The organism is Cellulosimicrobium sp. CpK407, assembly GCF_051844275.1.
In the GTDB taxonomy this organism is placed as follows: Bacteria; Actinomycetota; Actinomycetes; order Actinomycetales; family Cellulomonadaceae; genus Cellulosimicrobium; species Cellulosimicrobium cellulans_G.
This window is the reverse complement of sequence record NZ_JBGNYC010000026.1, coordinates 25,359-40,465: the sequence shown is the minus strand read 5'-3', so window position 1 is coordinate 40,465 and position 15,107 is coordinate 25,359. Positions and strand designations below refer to the sequence as shown.

At 75.4% G+C, this 15,107-nt stretch carries 13 protein-coding genes; 7 read left to right on the top strand and 6 right to left on the bottom strand.

Annotation, left to right across the window (positions count from 1 at the left end; all coding sequences use genetic code 11):
- Positions 1-139: 139 nt before the first annotated feature.
- From ABWU78_RS12655 to ABWU78_RS12645, 3 genes are all read right to left on the bottom strand, one after another.
- The gene (locus ABWU78_RS12655; RefSeq protein WP_439158592.1) at positions 140-1,012 is read right to left on the bottom strand and encodes a heme ABC transporter ATP-binding protein; all 873 of its coding nucleotides are present in this window, start codon (positions 1,010-1,012) and stop codon (positions 140-142) included.
- The gene (locus ABWU78_RS12650; protein WP_439158609.1) at positions 1,009-2,019 is read right to left on the bottom strand and encodes a FecCD family ABC transporter permease; all 1,011 of its coding nucleotides are present in this window, start codon (positions 2,017-2,019) and stop codon (positions 1,009-1,011) included. Before ABWU78_RS12650 ends, ABWU78_RS12655 begins: the two co-directional genes overlap by 4 nt.
- A gap of 131 nt (positions 2,020-2,150) precedes the next feature.
- Complete coding sequence (locus ABWU78_RS12645) at positions 2,151-3,392, bottom strand: heme/hemin ABC transporter substrate-binding protein (RefSeq protein WP_439158591.1); 1,242 nt, start codon at positions 3,390-3,392, stop codon at positions 2,151-2,153.
- Between the two features lie 178 nt (positions 3,393-3,570).
- Between ABWU78_RS12645 and fdhD the strand changes: the two genes are divergently transcribed.
- Both fdhD and ABWU78_RS12635 read left to right on the top strand, forming a co-directional pair.
- Positions 3,571-4,437 carry a formate dehydrogenase accessory sulfurtransferase FdhD gene (gene fdhD, locus ABWU78_RS12640; RefSeq protein ID WP_439158590.1) on the top strand — a complete coding sequence of 289 codons (867 nt, stop codon included), beginning with the start codon at positions 3,571-3,573 and terminating at the stop codon, positions 4,435-4,437.
- On the top strand, positions 4,434-6,722 hold the full coding sequence (locus ABWU78_RS12635) for an FdhF/YdeP family oxidoreductase (RefSeq protein WP_439158589.1): 2,289 nt from the start codon (positions 4,434-4,436) through the stop codon (positions 6,720-6,722). The genes fdhD and ABWU78_RS12635 overlap by 4 nt, the downstream gene beginning before the upstream one ends.
- A gap of 33 nt (positions 6,723-6,755) precedes the next feature.
- Here ABWU78_RS12635 and ABWU78_RS12630 read toward each other — a convergent pair whose 3' ends face one another.
- From ABWU78_RS12630 to ABWU78_RS12620, 3 genes are all read right to left on the bottom strand, one after another.
- Positions 6,756-7,424 carry a heme oxygenase (biliverdin-producing) gene (locus tag ABWU78_RS12630; protein ID WP_439158588.1) on the bottom strand — a complete coding sequence of 223 codons (669 nt, stop codon included), beginning with the start codon at positions 7,422-7,424 and terminating at the stop codon, positions 6,756-6,758.
- 96 nt (positions 7,425-7,520) lie between these two features.
- Positions 7,521-8,822: an MFS transporter gene (locus ABWU78_RS12625; protein WP_439158587.1), complete on the bottom strand. Its 1,302-nt coding sequence runs from the start codon at positions 8,820-8,822 to the stop codon at positions 7,521-7,523.
- A 103-nt stretch (positions 8,823-8,925) separates the two neighbouring features.
- Positions 8,926-9,540 carry a TetR/AcrR family transcriptional regulator gene (locus ABWU78_RS12620; protein WP_253052306.1) on the bottom strand — a complete coding sequence of 205 codons (615 nt, stop codon included), beginning with the start codon at positions 9,538-9,540 and terminating at the stop codon, positions 8,926-8,928.
- 153 nt (positions 9,541-9,693) lie between these two features.
- On the opposite strand from ABWU78_RS12620, the gene ABWU78_RS12615 reads away from it, so the two are divergent.
- The 5 genes from ABWU78_RS12615 to ABWU78_RS12595 all read left to right on the top strand — a co-directional run bounded on the left by ABWU78_RS12615 (position 9,694) and on the right by ABWU78_RS12595 (position 14,999).
- Positions 9,694-10,269, top strand: a complete 576-nt coding sequence (locus tag ABWU78_RS12615) for a DinB family protein (protein WP_439158586.1) — start codon at positions 9,694-9,696, stop codon at positions 10,267-10,269.
- A 92-nt stretch (positions 10,270-10,361) separates the two neighbouring features.
- Positions 10,362-11,369, top strand: coding sequence for a hypothetical protein (locus ABWU78_RS12610; RefSeq protein WP_439158585.1), 1,008 nt, complete (start codon positions 10,362-10,364; stop codon positions 11,367-11,369).
- 642 nt (positions 11,370-12,011) lie between these two features.
- Positions 12,012-13,091, top strand: coding sequence for a pirin family protein (locus ABWU78_RS12605; protein ID WP_439158584.1), 1,080 nt, complete (start codon positions 12,012-12,014; stop codon positions 13,089-13,091).
- A 10-nt stretch (positions 13,092-13,101) separates the two neighbouring features.
- The gene (locus ABWU78_RS12600; protein WP_439158583.1) at positions 13,102-13,926 is read left to right on the top strand and encodes a DUF5926 family protein; all 825 of its coding nucleotides are present in this window, start codon (positions 13,102-13,104) and stop codon (positions 13,924-13,926) included.
- 188 nt (positions 13,927-14,114) lie between these two features.
- Entirely contained in the window at positions 14,115-14,999 is an 885-nt protein-coding gene (locus tag ABWU78_RS12595) for a glycosyltransferase family 2 protein (protein WP_374614856.1), read from the top strand.
- The last annotated feature ends 108 nt before the right edge of the window (positions 15,000-15,107 follow it).

Sequence of the window (15,107 nt, the reverse complement as noted above, 5' to 3'; positions counted from 1 at the left end):
GCGCAGCGGACCGAGCGAGGACGCGGTGCGGAACGACGTGCGGCGCCGCGGGCGTGGGTCACGACGAGATGTCGGCCGTGCGCCCCCATCGCTGAGGGGTCGACGGTGCCCGCCCGCGGTCGCGGCGTGCCGCCCGAGTTCAGCGGCGCGGAAGGACGATCGGTGCGCCGCCGCCGGGGTGGTCGACGACCTCGACGGGGTAGTCGTAGACGCCGCTCAGCAGCCCGGCCGTGAGGACGTCGCGCGGCCCGCCGTCGGCGACGACGCGCCCGCCCGCGAGGACGGTGACCTGGTCGGCGTAGGCGGCGGCGAGGGAGAGGTCGTGCACGACGACGACCACGGCACCGCCGGCGGCGGCGTGCGCCCGGGCGAGCTGGAGCACGAGCTCCTGGTGCTTGAGGTCGAGCGCGGCGGTCGGCTCGTCGAGCATGAGGAGCGTCGTGCGCTGCGCGAGCACGCGGGACAGCGCGACGCGCGCCTTCTCCCCGCCGGACAACGACGTGAAGTGCCGGTCGGCGAGGTGCTCGACGTCGGTGGCGGCCAGGGCCTCGGCGACCGCGGCGTCGTCCTCGTCCTCGAACGGGGTGCCGCGCCAGGGCGAGCGGCCCATGCGTACGACGTCGACGGCCGTGAACGGGAAGCTCAGCGAGACCTGCTGGAGCATGACGGACCGGCGCAGGGCGAGCTCGGTGGGCGTCCACGCGCGCAGCGGTCGGCCGTCGACGACGACGTCGCCGGCCTCGGGGACCAGATCGCCCGTGAGCACGGCGAGCAGGGACGACTTCCCAGCCCCGTTGGGGCCGAGCAGCGCGCGGACCTCGCCCGCGCGGACGTCGACCGACACGTCGCGCAGGATCGGCGCCTCGCCCAGGGTGAGGGACACGCCGTGCGCGGCGGTGACCACGTCGCCCGGCGCGACGGGCGCGGGGAGGCGGGACCGTCGTCGGGCACCGGTGACGGCGGTGCGGAGCGAGCCGAGGAACGAGGAGCCCTCGTGGCGCAGGTCGCTCATGCCCAGCCTCCCTGGCGCGAGCGCGTGCGACGCAGCAGGTAGAAGAAGAACGGCCCGCCGACGAGCGACGTGATCATGCCGAGCGGCAGCTCGACGTTCGCGACGGCGCTGCGCGCGAGGAGGTCCGCGGCGAGCAGGACGACGGCGCCGCCCAGCACGGAGGCGGGGACGAGCGTGCGGTGGCTCGGCCCGCAGACCATGCGCACGAGGTGCGGCACGACGAGCCCGACGAACGCGATGATCCCCGTGAACGCGACCCCGGCGGAGACGAGCAGCGCGACGAGCACGATGACGATCTGCCGCAGCCGCTCGACGTCGACCCCGAGGTGCTGCGCGGCGCGCTCGCCCAGCGCGAGCAGGTCCATCTTGCGCCGCACGAGCATCGCGCCGGTGACGCCGACGACGGCGATCGGCAGGACGACCGCGACGGACTGCCACGTCGCGCCGCCGAGCGACCCGAGCTGCCAGAAGACGATCTGCTCGCGCGCGGCCGGGTCGGCGACGAACGTGAAGAACGCGAGCATCCCGCCCGCGAACGCGTTGACCGCGATGCCGGTGAGCACGAGCGTCACGACCTCGGTCCGCCCCCCGGCGCGCGCGAGCGCGTAGACGACGAACGTCGTGACCAGTCCGCCGAGGAACGCCGCCGCGGCGACCCACGTGCCCGGCACGAGCGCGCCCGCGGTGACGATGACCGCGCACGCGCCCACGGCCGCCCCCGACGACACCCCGATGACGCCCGGCTCGGCGAGCGGGTTGCCGAACACACCCTGCATGAGTGCGCCCGAGCACGCGAGCGCCGCGCCCACGACGATCGCCAGGACGACGCGCGGGAACCGCACGACCCACAGCGCGTTCTCGCCCTGCGGGTGCGACGGCATGGGCCCCCAGTCGAGCCCGACGTGGTGCGCCAGCGAGCCCAGCACCTCCGCGGGGGACACCGGCACCTGGCCGGTCATGCCGGACACGACCGTGAGCACCGCGAGCGCGACGCCGAGCCCGACCATGAGCCAGCGTGCGGCCCGGCGGCGCTGCTGCCCGACGGCGGGACCCACCCGGGCGCATCGACCTCCCGGGCGCGGGGCGTCGTCGGGCGCGGGGGCGTCCTCCGTGGCGCCCGGCGGGCGCGTCACCGCGCTCACGACGCGGGGAGCTCGGGCGCGGGCACGCCGTAGAACGCCTCGACGAGCGACGCGATGGTGTACCCGGTGCGGGGGCCGAACGTGAGGAGGCGCGAGCCGTCCATGTCGACGACGCGCCGCGCCTCGCCCGCGGGCGTCTGCGCGAGGCCGGGGATCGCCATCATCGCGTCGAGCCCGCCCATGGACTCGAGCCCGTCGGTCATGACGAGGTAGGCGTCGGGCGCGGCGCTGATGATCGCCTCGCTCGTGACCGGCGCGTACTGCTGCGTGAGGCCGATCGCGGTCCCGGCGTCCTCGCCGCCGATCTCGCGGATCAGGTCGTCGGCGCCGGAGCCGGGCCCGAACAGCATCTTGATGTTCGCCCCGCGCAGGTAGAGGAACGCGACGCGCGGCGTCCCGGTGTCCTGCGGGACCGCGGCGAGGGCCGCGCAGATCTGCCGGTCCGTGCGCTCGACCAGCGCCTCGCCCTGCTCGGGCACGCCCAGCGCGGTCGCGACGGCGCGGATCCGGTCGTCGACGCCGTCGAGCGTGCGGGCCTCGTCGAAGTAGACGACGGGGATGCCCGAGCTCTCGAGCTGCCCCCGCACGTCGTCGGTGAGGATCGTCGCGTCGGTGAGGATCACGGAGGGGTTCAGCCCGAGGATCGCCTCGACGTCGAGCGCGTGCCCCGCGCCCGTGACGACGGGGACGTCCGCCGCCTCGGGGAAGCCGGTCGGCAGGTCGCGGCCCACGACGTTCGCGCCCAGCCCCAGGCTGTAGACGATCTCGCCGAGCGTCCCGTACAGGTCGACGGGGATGATGCGGCTCACGTCGGTGATGTCGACCTGGCGTCCGTCGACCGACTCGACGGTCACCGGGAGCTGCGGCACGGGCGCCTCGGCGACCGGGTGGATCGCGTCGTCGGCGAACGTCGCGCTCGTGGGCCCGGTGGGGAAGGACGCCGGGTCGACGTCGGTCCCGCCCCCCGCGGCGCGGGACGCGTCGAGCGTCGTGCAGACCGGCGCGCCCGTCGCCGCGTCGGCCGTCTCCGCGGGCGCCGCCTCGACGAGCGCGGCGTCCTGGCTCGCCTCCGCCGACGGCGTCGCGGGCGGCTCGTAGGGGAGCGGCGCGCACGCGGCGACGAGCCCCAGCACGACGCCGGCAGCCGCCCCGGCCAGGCTCGTCGCCGCGCGTCGGGACCTGCGCGTGCTCGAGGGCGCGCTCGCCGCCCGGGTCGACGAGTCGCTCGGTCGCTGCACGGCGCGGGCACGGTGACGCATGGGGAGATCTCCAGGGGGCAGGTGCGCTGGGGCGGCGCGACACGGCGTGGTCGTCGCCAGACCCGGGTAAGACGAGCCTAACCTGACTTCGAGGAAATCCCGACCGCCGTCCATGTCACCCCCGTCACCACGTGCCGGGCCTGGCACCATAGGCGGGGTGGGACAACACTCGGCGCGACGACGCGTCACCCGTTACACGCTCGGCCACGACTCCGCGCACGTCTCGAGGCGCGAGGACCAGCTGACGGTCGAGGAGCCCCTCGAGGTCCGCGTCGACGGTCGGGTGCTGACCGTCACCATGCGCACGCCGGGCCACGACCTCGAGCTCGCGCTCGGGCTGCTCGTGGCCGAGGGCGTGGTGCACCACCCGCACGACGTGCGCACGGCACGCCTGTGCGCGACGGCCGACAACACGGTCGAGGTGACGCTCGCCGAGGCGGCCCGGCCGCGCGCCGTCGGCCTCGCGCGGGCGCTGCCCACGACCAGCGCGTGCGGGCTGTGCGGCGCGGACAGCATCGACGCGGTGCGGACCCGCTCCGCCCACGCCCTGTCCGACGACGGGCCGGACCTCGACCCCGCCTGGCTCCTCGGCCTCCCGGACCGGATGCGGGCGGCCCAGGTCGTCTTCGCGCGGACCGGGTCGCTGCACGCGGCCGCGCTCGTGGACGTCGAGCGCGACGAGCTGCTCGTCGTGCGCGAGGACGTGGGGCGGCACAACGCGGTCGACAAGGTCGTCGGGTGGGCGGTCCAGCGGGGCCGCCTGCCGCTGCCCGGCACGGTGCTCGTCGTGTCCGGGCGCGCGGGGTTCGAGCTCGTGCAGAAGGCGTCGACGGCCGGGATCCCGGCGATGGTCGCCGTCTCCGCGCCCTCGACCCTCGCCGTCGACCTCGCGGTCGAGGCCGGGATCACGCTCGCAGGCTTCGCCCGAGGCGACTCGATGGTCGTCTACGCGGGCGAGCACCGGGTCCGCGCGGCGGGCCCGGGCGCGACCGCGGTCCCGCGCCCGACGGCGGTCCCGGCATGAGCGGGCCCGGGGACGAGCTCCGCGTCGGCCCGCCCCAGGACCACGCGGCCGGACCGGAGGCCGTGGTGCGCACGCTCCTCGCGTCGGTCCGGGAGATGGGCCCCGCCCGGGCGGCGCGGCTGCTCACGTCCGCGAACCAGAAGGACGGCTTCGACTGCATGAGCTGCGCCTGGCCGGACCCGGCGCACCGCAGCCACGCCGAGTTCTGCGAGAACGGCGCGAAGGCGATCACGTGGGAGGCGACGCCGCGCACCGTGCCGCGCGAGTTCTGGGTCGAGAACTCCCTCACCGACCTCGCCGGGCGCGACGAGTACTGGCTGGGGCAGCAGGGCCGGCTCACCGAGCCGGTGCACAAGCCGGCGGGCTCGGACCACTACGAGCCCGTGACCTGGGAGCGCGCGTTCGAGATCGTGGGGGACCGGCTGCGTGGGCTGGGGTCCCCCGACGAGGCCGCCTTCTACACGAGCGGGCGCGCATCGAACGAGGCGGCGTTCGTCTACCAGCTGTTCGTCCGGGCGTTCGGCACCAACAACCTGCCCGACTGCTCCAACATGTGCCACGAGTCCACCGGCACCGCGATGCTCGAGACCATCGGGATCGGCAAGTCCACGGTCTCCTACGACGACTTCGCCCGGGCCGACCTGGTCATCGTCATGGGGCAGAACCCGGGCACCAACCACCCGCGCATGCTCACCGCGCTCGAGGGGACCAAGCGCGCGGGCGGGTCCGTGGTGTCGGTGAACCCGCTGCCCGAGGCCGGGCTCGTGCGCTACCGCAACCCGCAGACCGTGCGCGGGCTCGTCGGCCGTGGCACGGACATCGCGGACCGGCTGTACCAGGTGCGCCCGGGCGGGGACATGGCGCTCCTGCAGGCGGTGTCCCGCCGCGTGCTGGACGCCGAGGACGCCGCCCCGGGGACGGTGCTGGACCACGCGTTCCTGCGCGCGCACACCCGCGGCCTCGACGCGTTCCGCGCGCACCTCGCGCACCTCGACGAGGACGCGGTGCTCGCCGCCACGGGCCTGACGACGGCCGACGTCGACGACCTCGCGGCGCGCTACCTCGCCGCGGACCGCGTGATCGTCACGTGGGCGATGGGCCTGACGCAGCAGCGCAAGGGCGTCGACACGATCAAGGAGATCGTCAACCTGCTCCTGCTCCGCGGCCACATCGGTCGGCCGGGCGCCGGGGCGTCGCCGATCCGCGGGCACTCCAACGTGCAGGGCGACCGGACCATGGGCATCTGGGAGAAGATGCCGGACTCCTTCCTCGACGCGCTGGGGCGCGAGTTCGCGTTCGAGCCGCCGCGCGCGCACGGCGCCGACGCCGTCGAGACGCTCCGGCGCATGCGTGACGGGCGCATCCGCGCGTTCGTCGCGCTCGGGGGGAACTTCGCCGGCGCCATCTCGGACACCGCGGCCGCCGAGGCGGCGCTGCGCGGCACCGACCTCACGGTGCAGATCTCCACCAAGCTCAACCGCTCGCACGTCGTCACCGGGCGCGAGGCGCTCATCCTGCCGACGCTGGGGCGCACCGAGGTCGACGTGCAGAAGAGCGGGGCGCAGATCGTCTCCGTGGAGGACTCGGTGTGCGCGGTGCACGCGTCGCGCGGCAAGGTCGACCCCGTCGCGCCGGGCCTGCGCAGCGAGGTGGCGATCGTCGTCGGCATGGCGGAGGCGACGCTGCGGGGTGGCCCGGGCGCCGACCGGGCGCCGGGGATCGACTGGGCGGCGATGCGGGACGACTACGACGTGGTGCGCGACCACGTCAGCCGCGTCGTGCCCGGGTTCGAGCGGTTCAACGTCGGCGTGCGGCGCCCCGAGGGGTTCGTGCTCCCGCACGGCCCGCGCGACTCGCGCACGTTCACGACGCCGAGCGGGCGCGCCGAGATCACGGTCAACGAGCTCGAGCCCGTCGAGTGCCCACCGGGTCGCCTGATCCTGCAGACGCTGCGCTCGCACGACCAGTTCAACACGACGATCTACGGGCTGTCCGACCGGTACCGGGGCGTGCGCGGGGGCCGCGACGTCGTGCTCGTGCACCCGGACGACCTCGCCGAGCTGGGGTTCGCCGACGGCGACCGGGTCGACGTCCACGCCGAGTGGCCCGGCGAGCCCGACCGCGTCCTCGCCGCCCAGCGCGTGGTCGCCTACCCGACGGCGCGGGGGTCGGCCGCCGCCTACTATCCGGAGGCGAACGTCCTCGTCCCGCTCGAGAGCACGGCCTACGGGAGCAACACGCCGGTCTCGAAGTCCGTCGTCGTCCGGTTGCACGCCGCGAGGTAGAGCCCCGGTCCGGCTGCCGGGGTCGCGGCGGGCTCAGCGGTGGGCGGCGCCCAGGTCGGCGAAGAGGTCGCTGTTGAGGCGGAAGGCGTGCTTGGCCTCGGCGACGGTCTCGTCGAGCTGCTCGGGCGTGAGGACGAGGCCGTCGAGGCGCTCGCGGTAGACGTCCTTGAACGGCTTGGACTTGGGGATCTCGACGAACGTGTAGAACGCGAGGCCGTCGCCCGAGAGGCCGTAGTGCCGCTCCAGCATGCGCTTGATGATCTGCCCGCCGGAGAGGTCGCCGAGGTAGCGGGTGTACGCGTGCGCGGCGTAGGCGGGCAGCGACGCGCCGACCGTGCGCAGGCGCGCGACGTAGCGCTCGGTCGCGGGGTGGATGGTGATGCGCTCGGCCCAGTCGGCGCCGACGAGGAACGTGAGGTCCTTCTCGATCTCGGGGGTGCGCGTGAGCTCGTCGAAGACCAGCGTGGAGCCCTGGGCCTCGGCGCGGATCGCGGCGCTCGCGTCCTCGAGCGCGCCGTAGATCGCCCACTGCTGGGCCGCGAGGTCCGCGTACGCCGAGACGTCGAGCTGCCCGGACATGAGCCGCTCGACGAACCCGGAGCTCTCGGCCCGCTCGTGCTCGGGGCGCGTGCCCTCGCGCAGGCGCTGGGACAGCGGCACGGACTCGTCGGTGCGGTCGAGGTCCTGGGTGAGAGCAGTCACGGTGGCTCCTGCGGGTAGCGTCGGGTCGGGGCGCTCGTCCTGACGCGACGTCATGACGATGCGTCAGGAACTGTAACCCACCCAGGTGAGGCTTGCCTATCCTCGGTCCGGGATCTGGTCGACGTCCTCCGGGTCGGGGAGCCCCGCGAGGAACCGGAAACCCAGGAGTGCGACCAGCGTGCCGAGCCCGCCGCCGACGACGAGCGGCGTGGTCAGGTCCGCCCGGGCGAGGAGACCGCCGAGGAAGGACCCGAGCGGCATGGCGCCCCACAGGAGCGTGCGCCACGTGCCGTGCACGCGGCCGAGCAGGCGGCCGGGGATCATCGCCTGCCGCAGCGACATGACGAGCACGTTCCAGACCGTCACCGCGCCGAACCCCACCGCGAGCAGCACGGCCGCGACGGCGACGCCGCCGCCCGGCAGGTGCGGCACGACCCCGAGGAGGACGAGGGCCACGGGCGTCACGAGGTTCGCGACGGCGATGGTCCGCCCGGTCCCGAAGCGCTCCTTGGCGGGGTTCGCGACCGCCGCCGCGACGAGCGACCCTCCGGCCCCGACGAGCAGGAACGTCCCGTACCAGGCCTCCGGGACGCCGAGCACGTCGAGGACGTAGAGCACGGTCGTCGCGGTCGCGGCCGAGAAGCAGAGCCCGACGACGACGGACAGGACCCACAGGGGTCGCAGCGTCGGGTGCGCCCACAGGTAGCGGAAGCCGTCCCCGAGCTGGCGGAACCAGGGCGGAGCGGGCTCTGCGCCCGCGTCGGCCGGGGCGCGGTGCTCGCCCGCCGCGACGGCGGGCAGGAACAGCGCGAGCGCGCCCGCGACGGCGTACGCGGCGGCACCCGTGCCGAGCGGCACGACGACGGCGACCGCGAAGAGCGCCGACGTGAGCGGTGCCGAGAGGAAGTTCTGGACGGTGATCTCGCCCGCCTCGATGCGCGAGTTGGCGCGCGGCAGGTCGGCGGGCCGCACGATCGAGGGCAGCACGGCGCGGATCGCGCCGTCGTACACGGTCTCCAGCGCGCCGTAGAGGAACACGACGGCGTACAGCCACCAGATCGTCAGCGTGCCCGTCGCGGCGAGGGCGACGAGCCCGAGGGCGAGCAGCGTGCGGGCACCGTTCGCGAGCGCGAGCGCGTGCCGACGGTCGACGCGGTCGAGGAGGACCCCGGCGGGGATGGCGAAGAACAGCCACGGCAGGAGCGAGACGGCGGCGATGCCGGAGACGAGGAACGGGTCGTCGGTGAGGCGCGCGGCGAGCAGCGGCGACGCGACGCGCGCGATGCCGTCACCCAGGCTGGAGCTGAGGTTCGCGGTGAAGACGTTGCGGAACGGCGCGCCGAGCCCGGCGCGCGCCCGGGCGGGGGCGTCGGGGAGCCTGCGGCGGCGGGTCGGCACCCCCCGAGGCTAAGCGACCGTTGCCGGGGGCATCACCGACCCTCCGGTCGGTTCTGCGCGCAGCAGAGGGCGCGGCCGCTGGTGTCCGTGCGCGGGCGCAGCCTCAGCGCGAGAGCGCGGGTGAGGTCGCGTCGGCCCCGACGGCACGCAGCACGAAGGCCTCGGTCGCCTCGATCGCCTGCTCGCGCGCGGCCGGGTCGTCGGGGACGAGCCGACCGGAGAGGCACGCGTTGACGAGCTGCACGGTGGTGTCGATGTCCTGCTCGGGAAACTCCCCGACCTCGATGCCCGACGCCACGATGCGGCGCAGGATCGTCTCGACGAGCTCGGCGTGCTCGCGCAGGCGCTGGCGCGTCGTGCGCGACAGCACGGTGCGCAGGTCCGGACCGGGGGCCAGGTGGAAGATGCGCTTGAGCTGCGCCTGCTGGCGGATGTAGGTGCGGAGCTGCTCGACCGGGTCGTCCACGTCCTCCAGCGCCCGCTCGAGCGTCCCGACGTACTGCTCCGTCTCGTGGGTGATGAACCCGAGGAGCAGGGCCTCCTTGTCGGGGAAGTGGTTGTACACCGCGGTGCGGCCGACGCCCGCGGCGGCGGCGATGTCGGCGAGCGAGATGGCGTCGAAGCCGCGGTCCATCATGAGGGTCGAGAGCGCCGCGAAGAGCTTCTGCCGGGTCTGGGCGCGGTGCTCGTGGAGGGACCCTCCGATGATCTTGGGCATGCTGACATCATAGGGAGGTCGTGTCAGAACGCTAATCGGCTCCTCCGGGCCGCAACCGTGCCGCAACCGGGCCGGAACCGGGCCGCAGCCGGGCCGCAGCCGGGCCGCAGCCGGGCCTCCCGGGCGCGCCCCGACGTCTGGCACACTGCCGCCATGGACACGACCGCGGCGCCCGACGGCGTCCCCGCCAGCGCCCCGGACCCGGACTTCCCGCCCGTCCCCGCGGACACCAAGGACTGGACGTGGGTCATGGAGCGACCGTGCCCCGAGTGCGGGTTCGTGGCGTCCGCGGTGTCGCCCGACCGCGTGGGGGCCGCGGTGCGCGACGCGATCCCGCGCTACGTCGGCGCGCTGGGCCGCGAGGACGTGCGCGTCCGCCCCGACGCCACGACCTGGTCCGTGCTGGAGTACGCCGCGCACGTCCGCGACGTCTTCTCCGTCTTCGACGTGCGCGTGCAGTCGATGGTCGAGGGCGACGACCCGCAGTTCGCGAACTGGGACCAGGACGCCACGGCGGTCGAGCAGGACTACGCGCACCAGGACCCGGCGACCGTGGCGCGCGAGCTCGAGATCGCGGGCGACCGGGTCGCGGGCCGGTTCGACGCGCTCGTCCCGGAGCAGTGGGAGCGTCCCGGACGGCGCTCGAACGGGTCGGTGTTCACGGTCCGCACCCTCGGCCAGTACTTCGTCCACGACGTCGTCCACCACCTGCACGACGTCGGCGCCTGACCGGGCGCGGCGCCGGCCCCGCCGCGGCAGGAGAAGCACGGTCGTGACACGGCCGTAACATCCCGGCATTCCGGACGCCCTACGGTCCGGTCATGGACGCCACCGTCGCCGGCCTCGTGCCGGACGCGCACGCGGGAGCGCACCTTCTCGCGGTGCCTCGCTCCCGCGGCGCGGCTCGTACGCCCGTGGACACCCTCGCGCGCGCCTGGTTCGCCGACGCGGCGTGGACGACGCCGCCCGGCGGCGGGGGAGCGACCCGGCCCATGGTGGGGGCGCGGTTCCGCGGCGTGGTGCCCGAGGGCGTGGTGACGCCGGGCGAGCTCCGGCTCGCCGAGGGCGCGCGCCTCGTCGGACCCTTCCCGCTCACGCCACCGCAGACGCAGGCGCTCGACCTCGCGGGCGGGAGCGCCGAGGCGTTCGCCCTGCACGTCGACGACTCGGCGCCGCGCGGGGCCCCGGCCCCGCTCGTCGACGACCGCGACGGCCTCGCGCGGGCGTTCGCGGCGGGGCTGCCGCAGGGGCTCGAGCTCCAGGTGCTGGGCTGGGCGGTCGCGGCGGCCCGGCGCGTCGGGGGTGCGGTCGTCGCCGACGGCCGGACCGTGCTCACGCCCGACCCTGCCTCGGGGGTCGACCTGACCCTCTACAGCGCCCAGGTCCTCGGCCCCGACGCCGCGCTCGGCGTCCTGCGCACGACGGTCCCGAACGCGCAGGTCGTCGCGGTCCACCCCCGCCCGGACGGCCTCGCGGAGTACGTGCTGTCGGGGGACACCCCGTACGACGGCGCGGTCCGGCTGGCCGCGCAGCGCGTGCCGCAGGTGCCGCTCGCGCTCGGTGCGCTCGACTGGCGCGAGCACGGGCCGCACGCCTACCGCGTCACGTGGGTCCCCCAGGACCCGTACGAGCTCGAGGTCGAACGGCCGTCGGGGCTGCACGTCATCGCGCGCTCGCGCGCCCGGGTGCTCGTCGCCCGTCTCGCGGCGATGCTCCAGGGGCGCCTCGCGGGGACGCTCGTCGACGACGGCGGCTTCGTCGTGCGGGACCTCGACCTCGACGAGCGGCTCACGCCGGCGGCGACGCCGACGACGCAGTTCTGGGTCTGAGCGACGGCGTGCGCACGAGGCGCGGGTCGTGGTCGAACCGGGCGTGTCGCCCGCGCGAACTGTCCACAGATTTCGTCCACAGGGTTGTGGGTCCCGTGGGAATCGTGCGGGGCCGCCTGTGGACGAACCTGTGGCCTTCGCGACCGGTCAAATGACATCGGTGGGAACTCTTGCAGGGCCTCCGGGTGAGGACTACAAACGTGCTAACGGCCCGGACGGGCGCAGACGGACGACGGTGTTCCGCACGCAGGGGTCTGACGGCCCCGCCAGGAGCGCACGACGACCGGCGCGCACGCCAGGGCACGGCTGACCGGAGAACGGTGGACGACCCGCGACCCCCTGCTGCGGGGCTGCGCGCGACGGCGCAGGTTCCGACCGGACCCGGAAGGCCGACCGCGATCGGCGTCAGCACGCCTGCCCGGGGCATCCGGAGCGGGCGTGGGGACGCCGGGCCGCCACGTCGCGAGCGGCGCCCCGACGGGCCACCGGCCCGACCGCCCCGGGGTCGCGCGGACACGGCGAGGCCCCTCGGAATCCTGCTCCGAGGGGCCTCGCTGCCATTCTCCCGCGGGCGTCCCGCGACGCGAAGACCCGTCCGCGGGCCGGTGGGCCGGGTCCGTCCGCCGCGCCTACGCTCGTGCCATGAGCAACCTCGAGACCCGGCCCGAGGAGCGCGTCTGCTCCGCGGGCGCCCCTGACGGCGCGGCGCCCGCGGTGGAGATCCTCGAGCACCGCGACGTCCCGCTCGGGGGCACGCGCGCGATGCGGGTGCGCCGCACGATCCCGCAGCGCGCGCGCTCGCTCGTGGGGGCGTGGTGCTTCCTCGACCACTACGGGCCGGACCCGCTGCCCGCGATCGGCGACGGCACCGACGGCATGCAGGTCCCGCCGCACCCGCACACCGGCCTGCAGACCGTCACGTGGTTGTTCGCCGGGGAGATCCTGCACCGGGACGCGGTCGGCTCCCTCCAGACGGTCCGGCCCGGCGAGCTCAACCTCATGACCGCGGGTCGCGGCATCTCCCACTCGGAGGAGTCGCCGCGCGGCGTCCGCCCGCCGGTCCTGCACGGGGTCCAGCTCTGGGTCGCGCTCCCGGGCGACCGGCTCGACGACCCGCCGGCGTTCGAGCACCACGCCGACCTGCCGGTCGCGGACGTCGCCGGTGCCCGGGTCCAGGTCTTCCTCGGGAGCCTGCGGGTCGCGGGCGCGGGGCTGCGCTCGCCCGCGACGACGTACTCGCCCCTCGTCGGGGCGCAGGTGGACCTGGCGGCCGGGGCGCGCGTGACGCTGGACGTCGACCCGGCGTTCGAGCACGGCCTGCTCGTGGACGACGGGACGGTGCGCCTGGAGGGCGAGGTGGTCCCGCCGTCGTCGCTCGGGTACGTCGCGCCGGGCCGTGCGACGCTCACCGTCGAGGCCGGGCCGGAGGGCCCCGCGCGGGTCGTGCTCGTGGGCGGCGAGCCGTTCGGCGAGGACATCGTCATGTGGTGGAACTTCGTCGGCCGGTCGCACGACGACGTCGCGCGCGCCCGCGCCGACTGGCAGGCGCAGCTGGTGGTCACCGGCGGGGAGGGGCCGAACCACGGCGGTACGCGGTACGCCGAGGGCGCGCGCGACGGACGCTACGGCGAGGTCGTCGGGTACGACGGCGGCCCGCTCCCGGCACCCGCGCTGCCCGACGTCCGCCTGCGGCCCCGCACCCGCCCGGCGGCGCGCCAGTAGACTGCCGCGCATGGCCAAGAACTCCACGCCCGACTTCGTGCTGCGCCCGTTCGAGGGGCTCCCCGGCGAGACCGACTGGGTCACGATGCGCGAGGTCGTGCCCTCGGCCACCGCGACCGCCCGCACGACCGCGGAGCACGGCGCGCGCGACGTCACCGTCGTGACCGTCCTGCCCGCGGGCTGGGCCGCGCTGCACCGCCAGGACGGCGCGATCCTCCTCGCGGTCCAGACGCTCGCGGGCTCGGGCGACACGAGCCGCGACCTCGCCGCGGCGCTGCTGGAGGCGATCGACGCCGAGCCCGGCACGTCCATCGAGATGAGCGCGCTGCCCGACGCCGGCCCGCGCCTGCAGGACGTCCTCGACCTCTCCGTCCCGTTCGACGTCACCGTCCACGACGACTTCGCGTTCTGGCTCGACCCGGCCGAGGAGGTCACGCCGGACCTGCGCGCGTCGCTCGACCAGGCGGCCGAGTCGATGGTGCCCACGGTGAAGCTCGACGCCGTCCCCTCGGCGTACTGGTGCCGCATGTCGCGCGAGTTCCTGCGCTGGGCGCGTCCGGAGCCCGAGGACGCGCTCATCGACGCGATCTCGCGCCTGCACGCGCGGCGCGAGTCGGGCCTCGCGGGCGGCAAGTTCGTCGGCGCGTTCCGGTCGAGCGGTGTGCTCGTCCCGGTGTGGGAGCTGCCGCGCGGGACGGAGGCCGACGAGCTCGAGGGCCCGGTCGCGGAGCTCGACGCGCTCCTCACGGAGGCGCTCGCCGTCACGGAGCCGCTCGACGCGAACGAGCGCCGGGCGCGCGCGGGGATCGTGTCGCGCCAGGTGACCCTGCGCTGACGCACCCGCTGCCGGTCGACGGCCCGACGCGCAGCCCGCCGACGCCCCTGTCGGCGGGCTGTCGCGTCGAGTAGGATCCGGGGGACCTGGGAACGCAGCCCGGTCGTCCTGCGAAGATCCCGAGCGGATCTGCTGGTGGAACGACGGCACTTCTGCGGCCAACTCTTTGCACTACTAGGCTGGACGGCGTGAACGCGGACCATCGGTCGACTGAGTCGGGGAACAACACGGGCAGTGCTCCTGCCGGCGCGGCGAGCACGCCGCCGACGTACCTCTCGGCGTCCGGCACGCGGGCACGCACGCCCCGGCCGACGACCGGCGAGGGCCGGACCGGCCGCGCGGTGCGGCAGCGCGTCGCCGTGATCATCCCGGCGAAGGACGAGTCCCGGCGCATCGCCGCGACGGTCCGCGCGGCCAAGGCGATCCCGCACGTGGACCTCGTGCTCGTCGTGGACGACGGGAGCGAGGACGACACCCAGCACGTCGCGCGCGAGGCCGGCGCCGTCGTGGTGCGCCACTCGCACAACCGCGGCAAGGCCGCGGCCATGGAGACCGGCGCGGCCGTCGTCGCGATGCGCGACGCCGCCGACCGTCCCCCGCGCCTCCTGCTCTTCATCGACGGCGACCTCGGCGAGACCGCCGTGAACACCGCGCCGCTCGTCGCGCCCGTGCTCGACGGGTACGCGGACCTCGCGATCGCGCTGCTCCCGCCGCAGCCGGGCGCCGGCGGCCGGGGGATCGTCGTCGGGGCCGCGCGCCGCGCGATCCAGTCGCTCACGGGGTGGACCCCGACGCAGCCGCTCTCGGGCATGCGCTGCCTCACGCGCGAGGCGTTCGAGGCCGCGACCCCGCTCGCGCGCGGCTGGGGCGTGGAGACCGGCATGACGATCGACCTGCTCCGCAAGGGGTACGTCGCCGTCGAGGTGCCGTGCGACCTGCGCCACCGCGCGTCGTCCAACGACCTCAAGGGCCAGCTCCACCGCGCCGCGCAGTACCGCGACGTGCTCCTGGCCGTGAACGCGCGCAAGATGCGCTCCGCCGTCGACCGGGTGCGGGCCGCCGACCAGCACTGAGCCCGGCCCGGCCACCGCCCGGCGCGCGGTCCCGTCCCGCGGGTGGCGAGCGTCCCCGGGGGAGCCCACCCTGGGTGGACGGAGCACGGTGTCGTGCCCGGTGGCTCG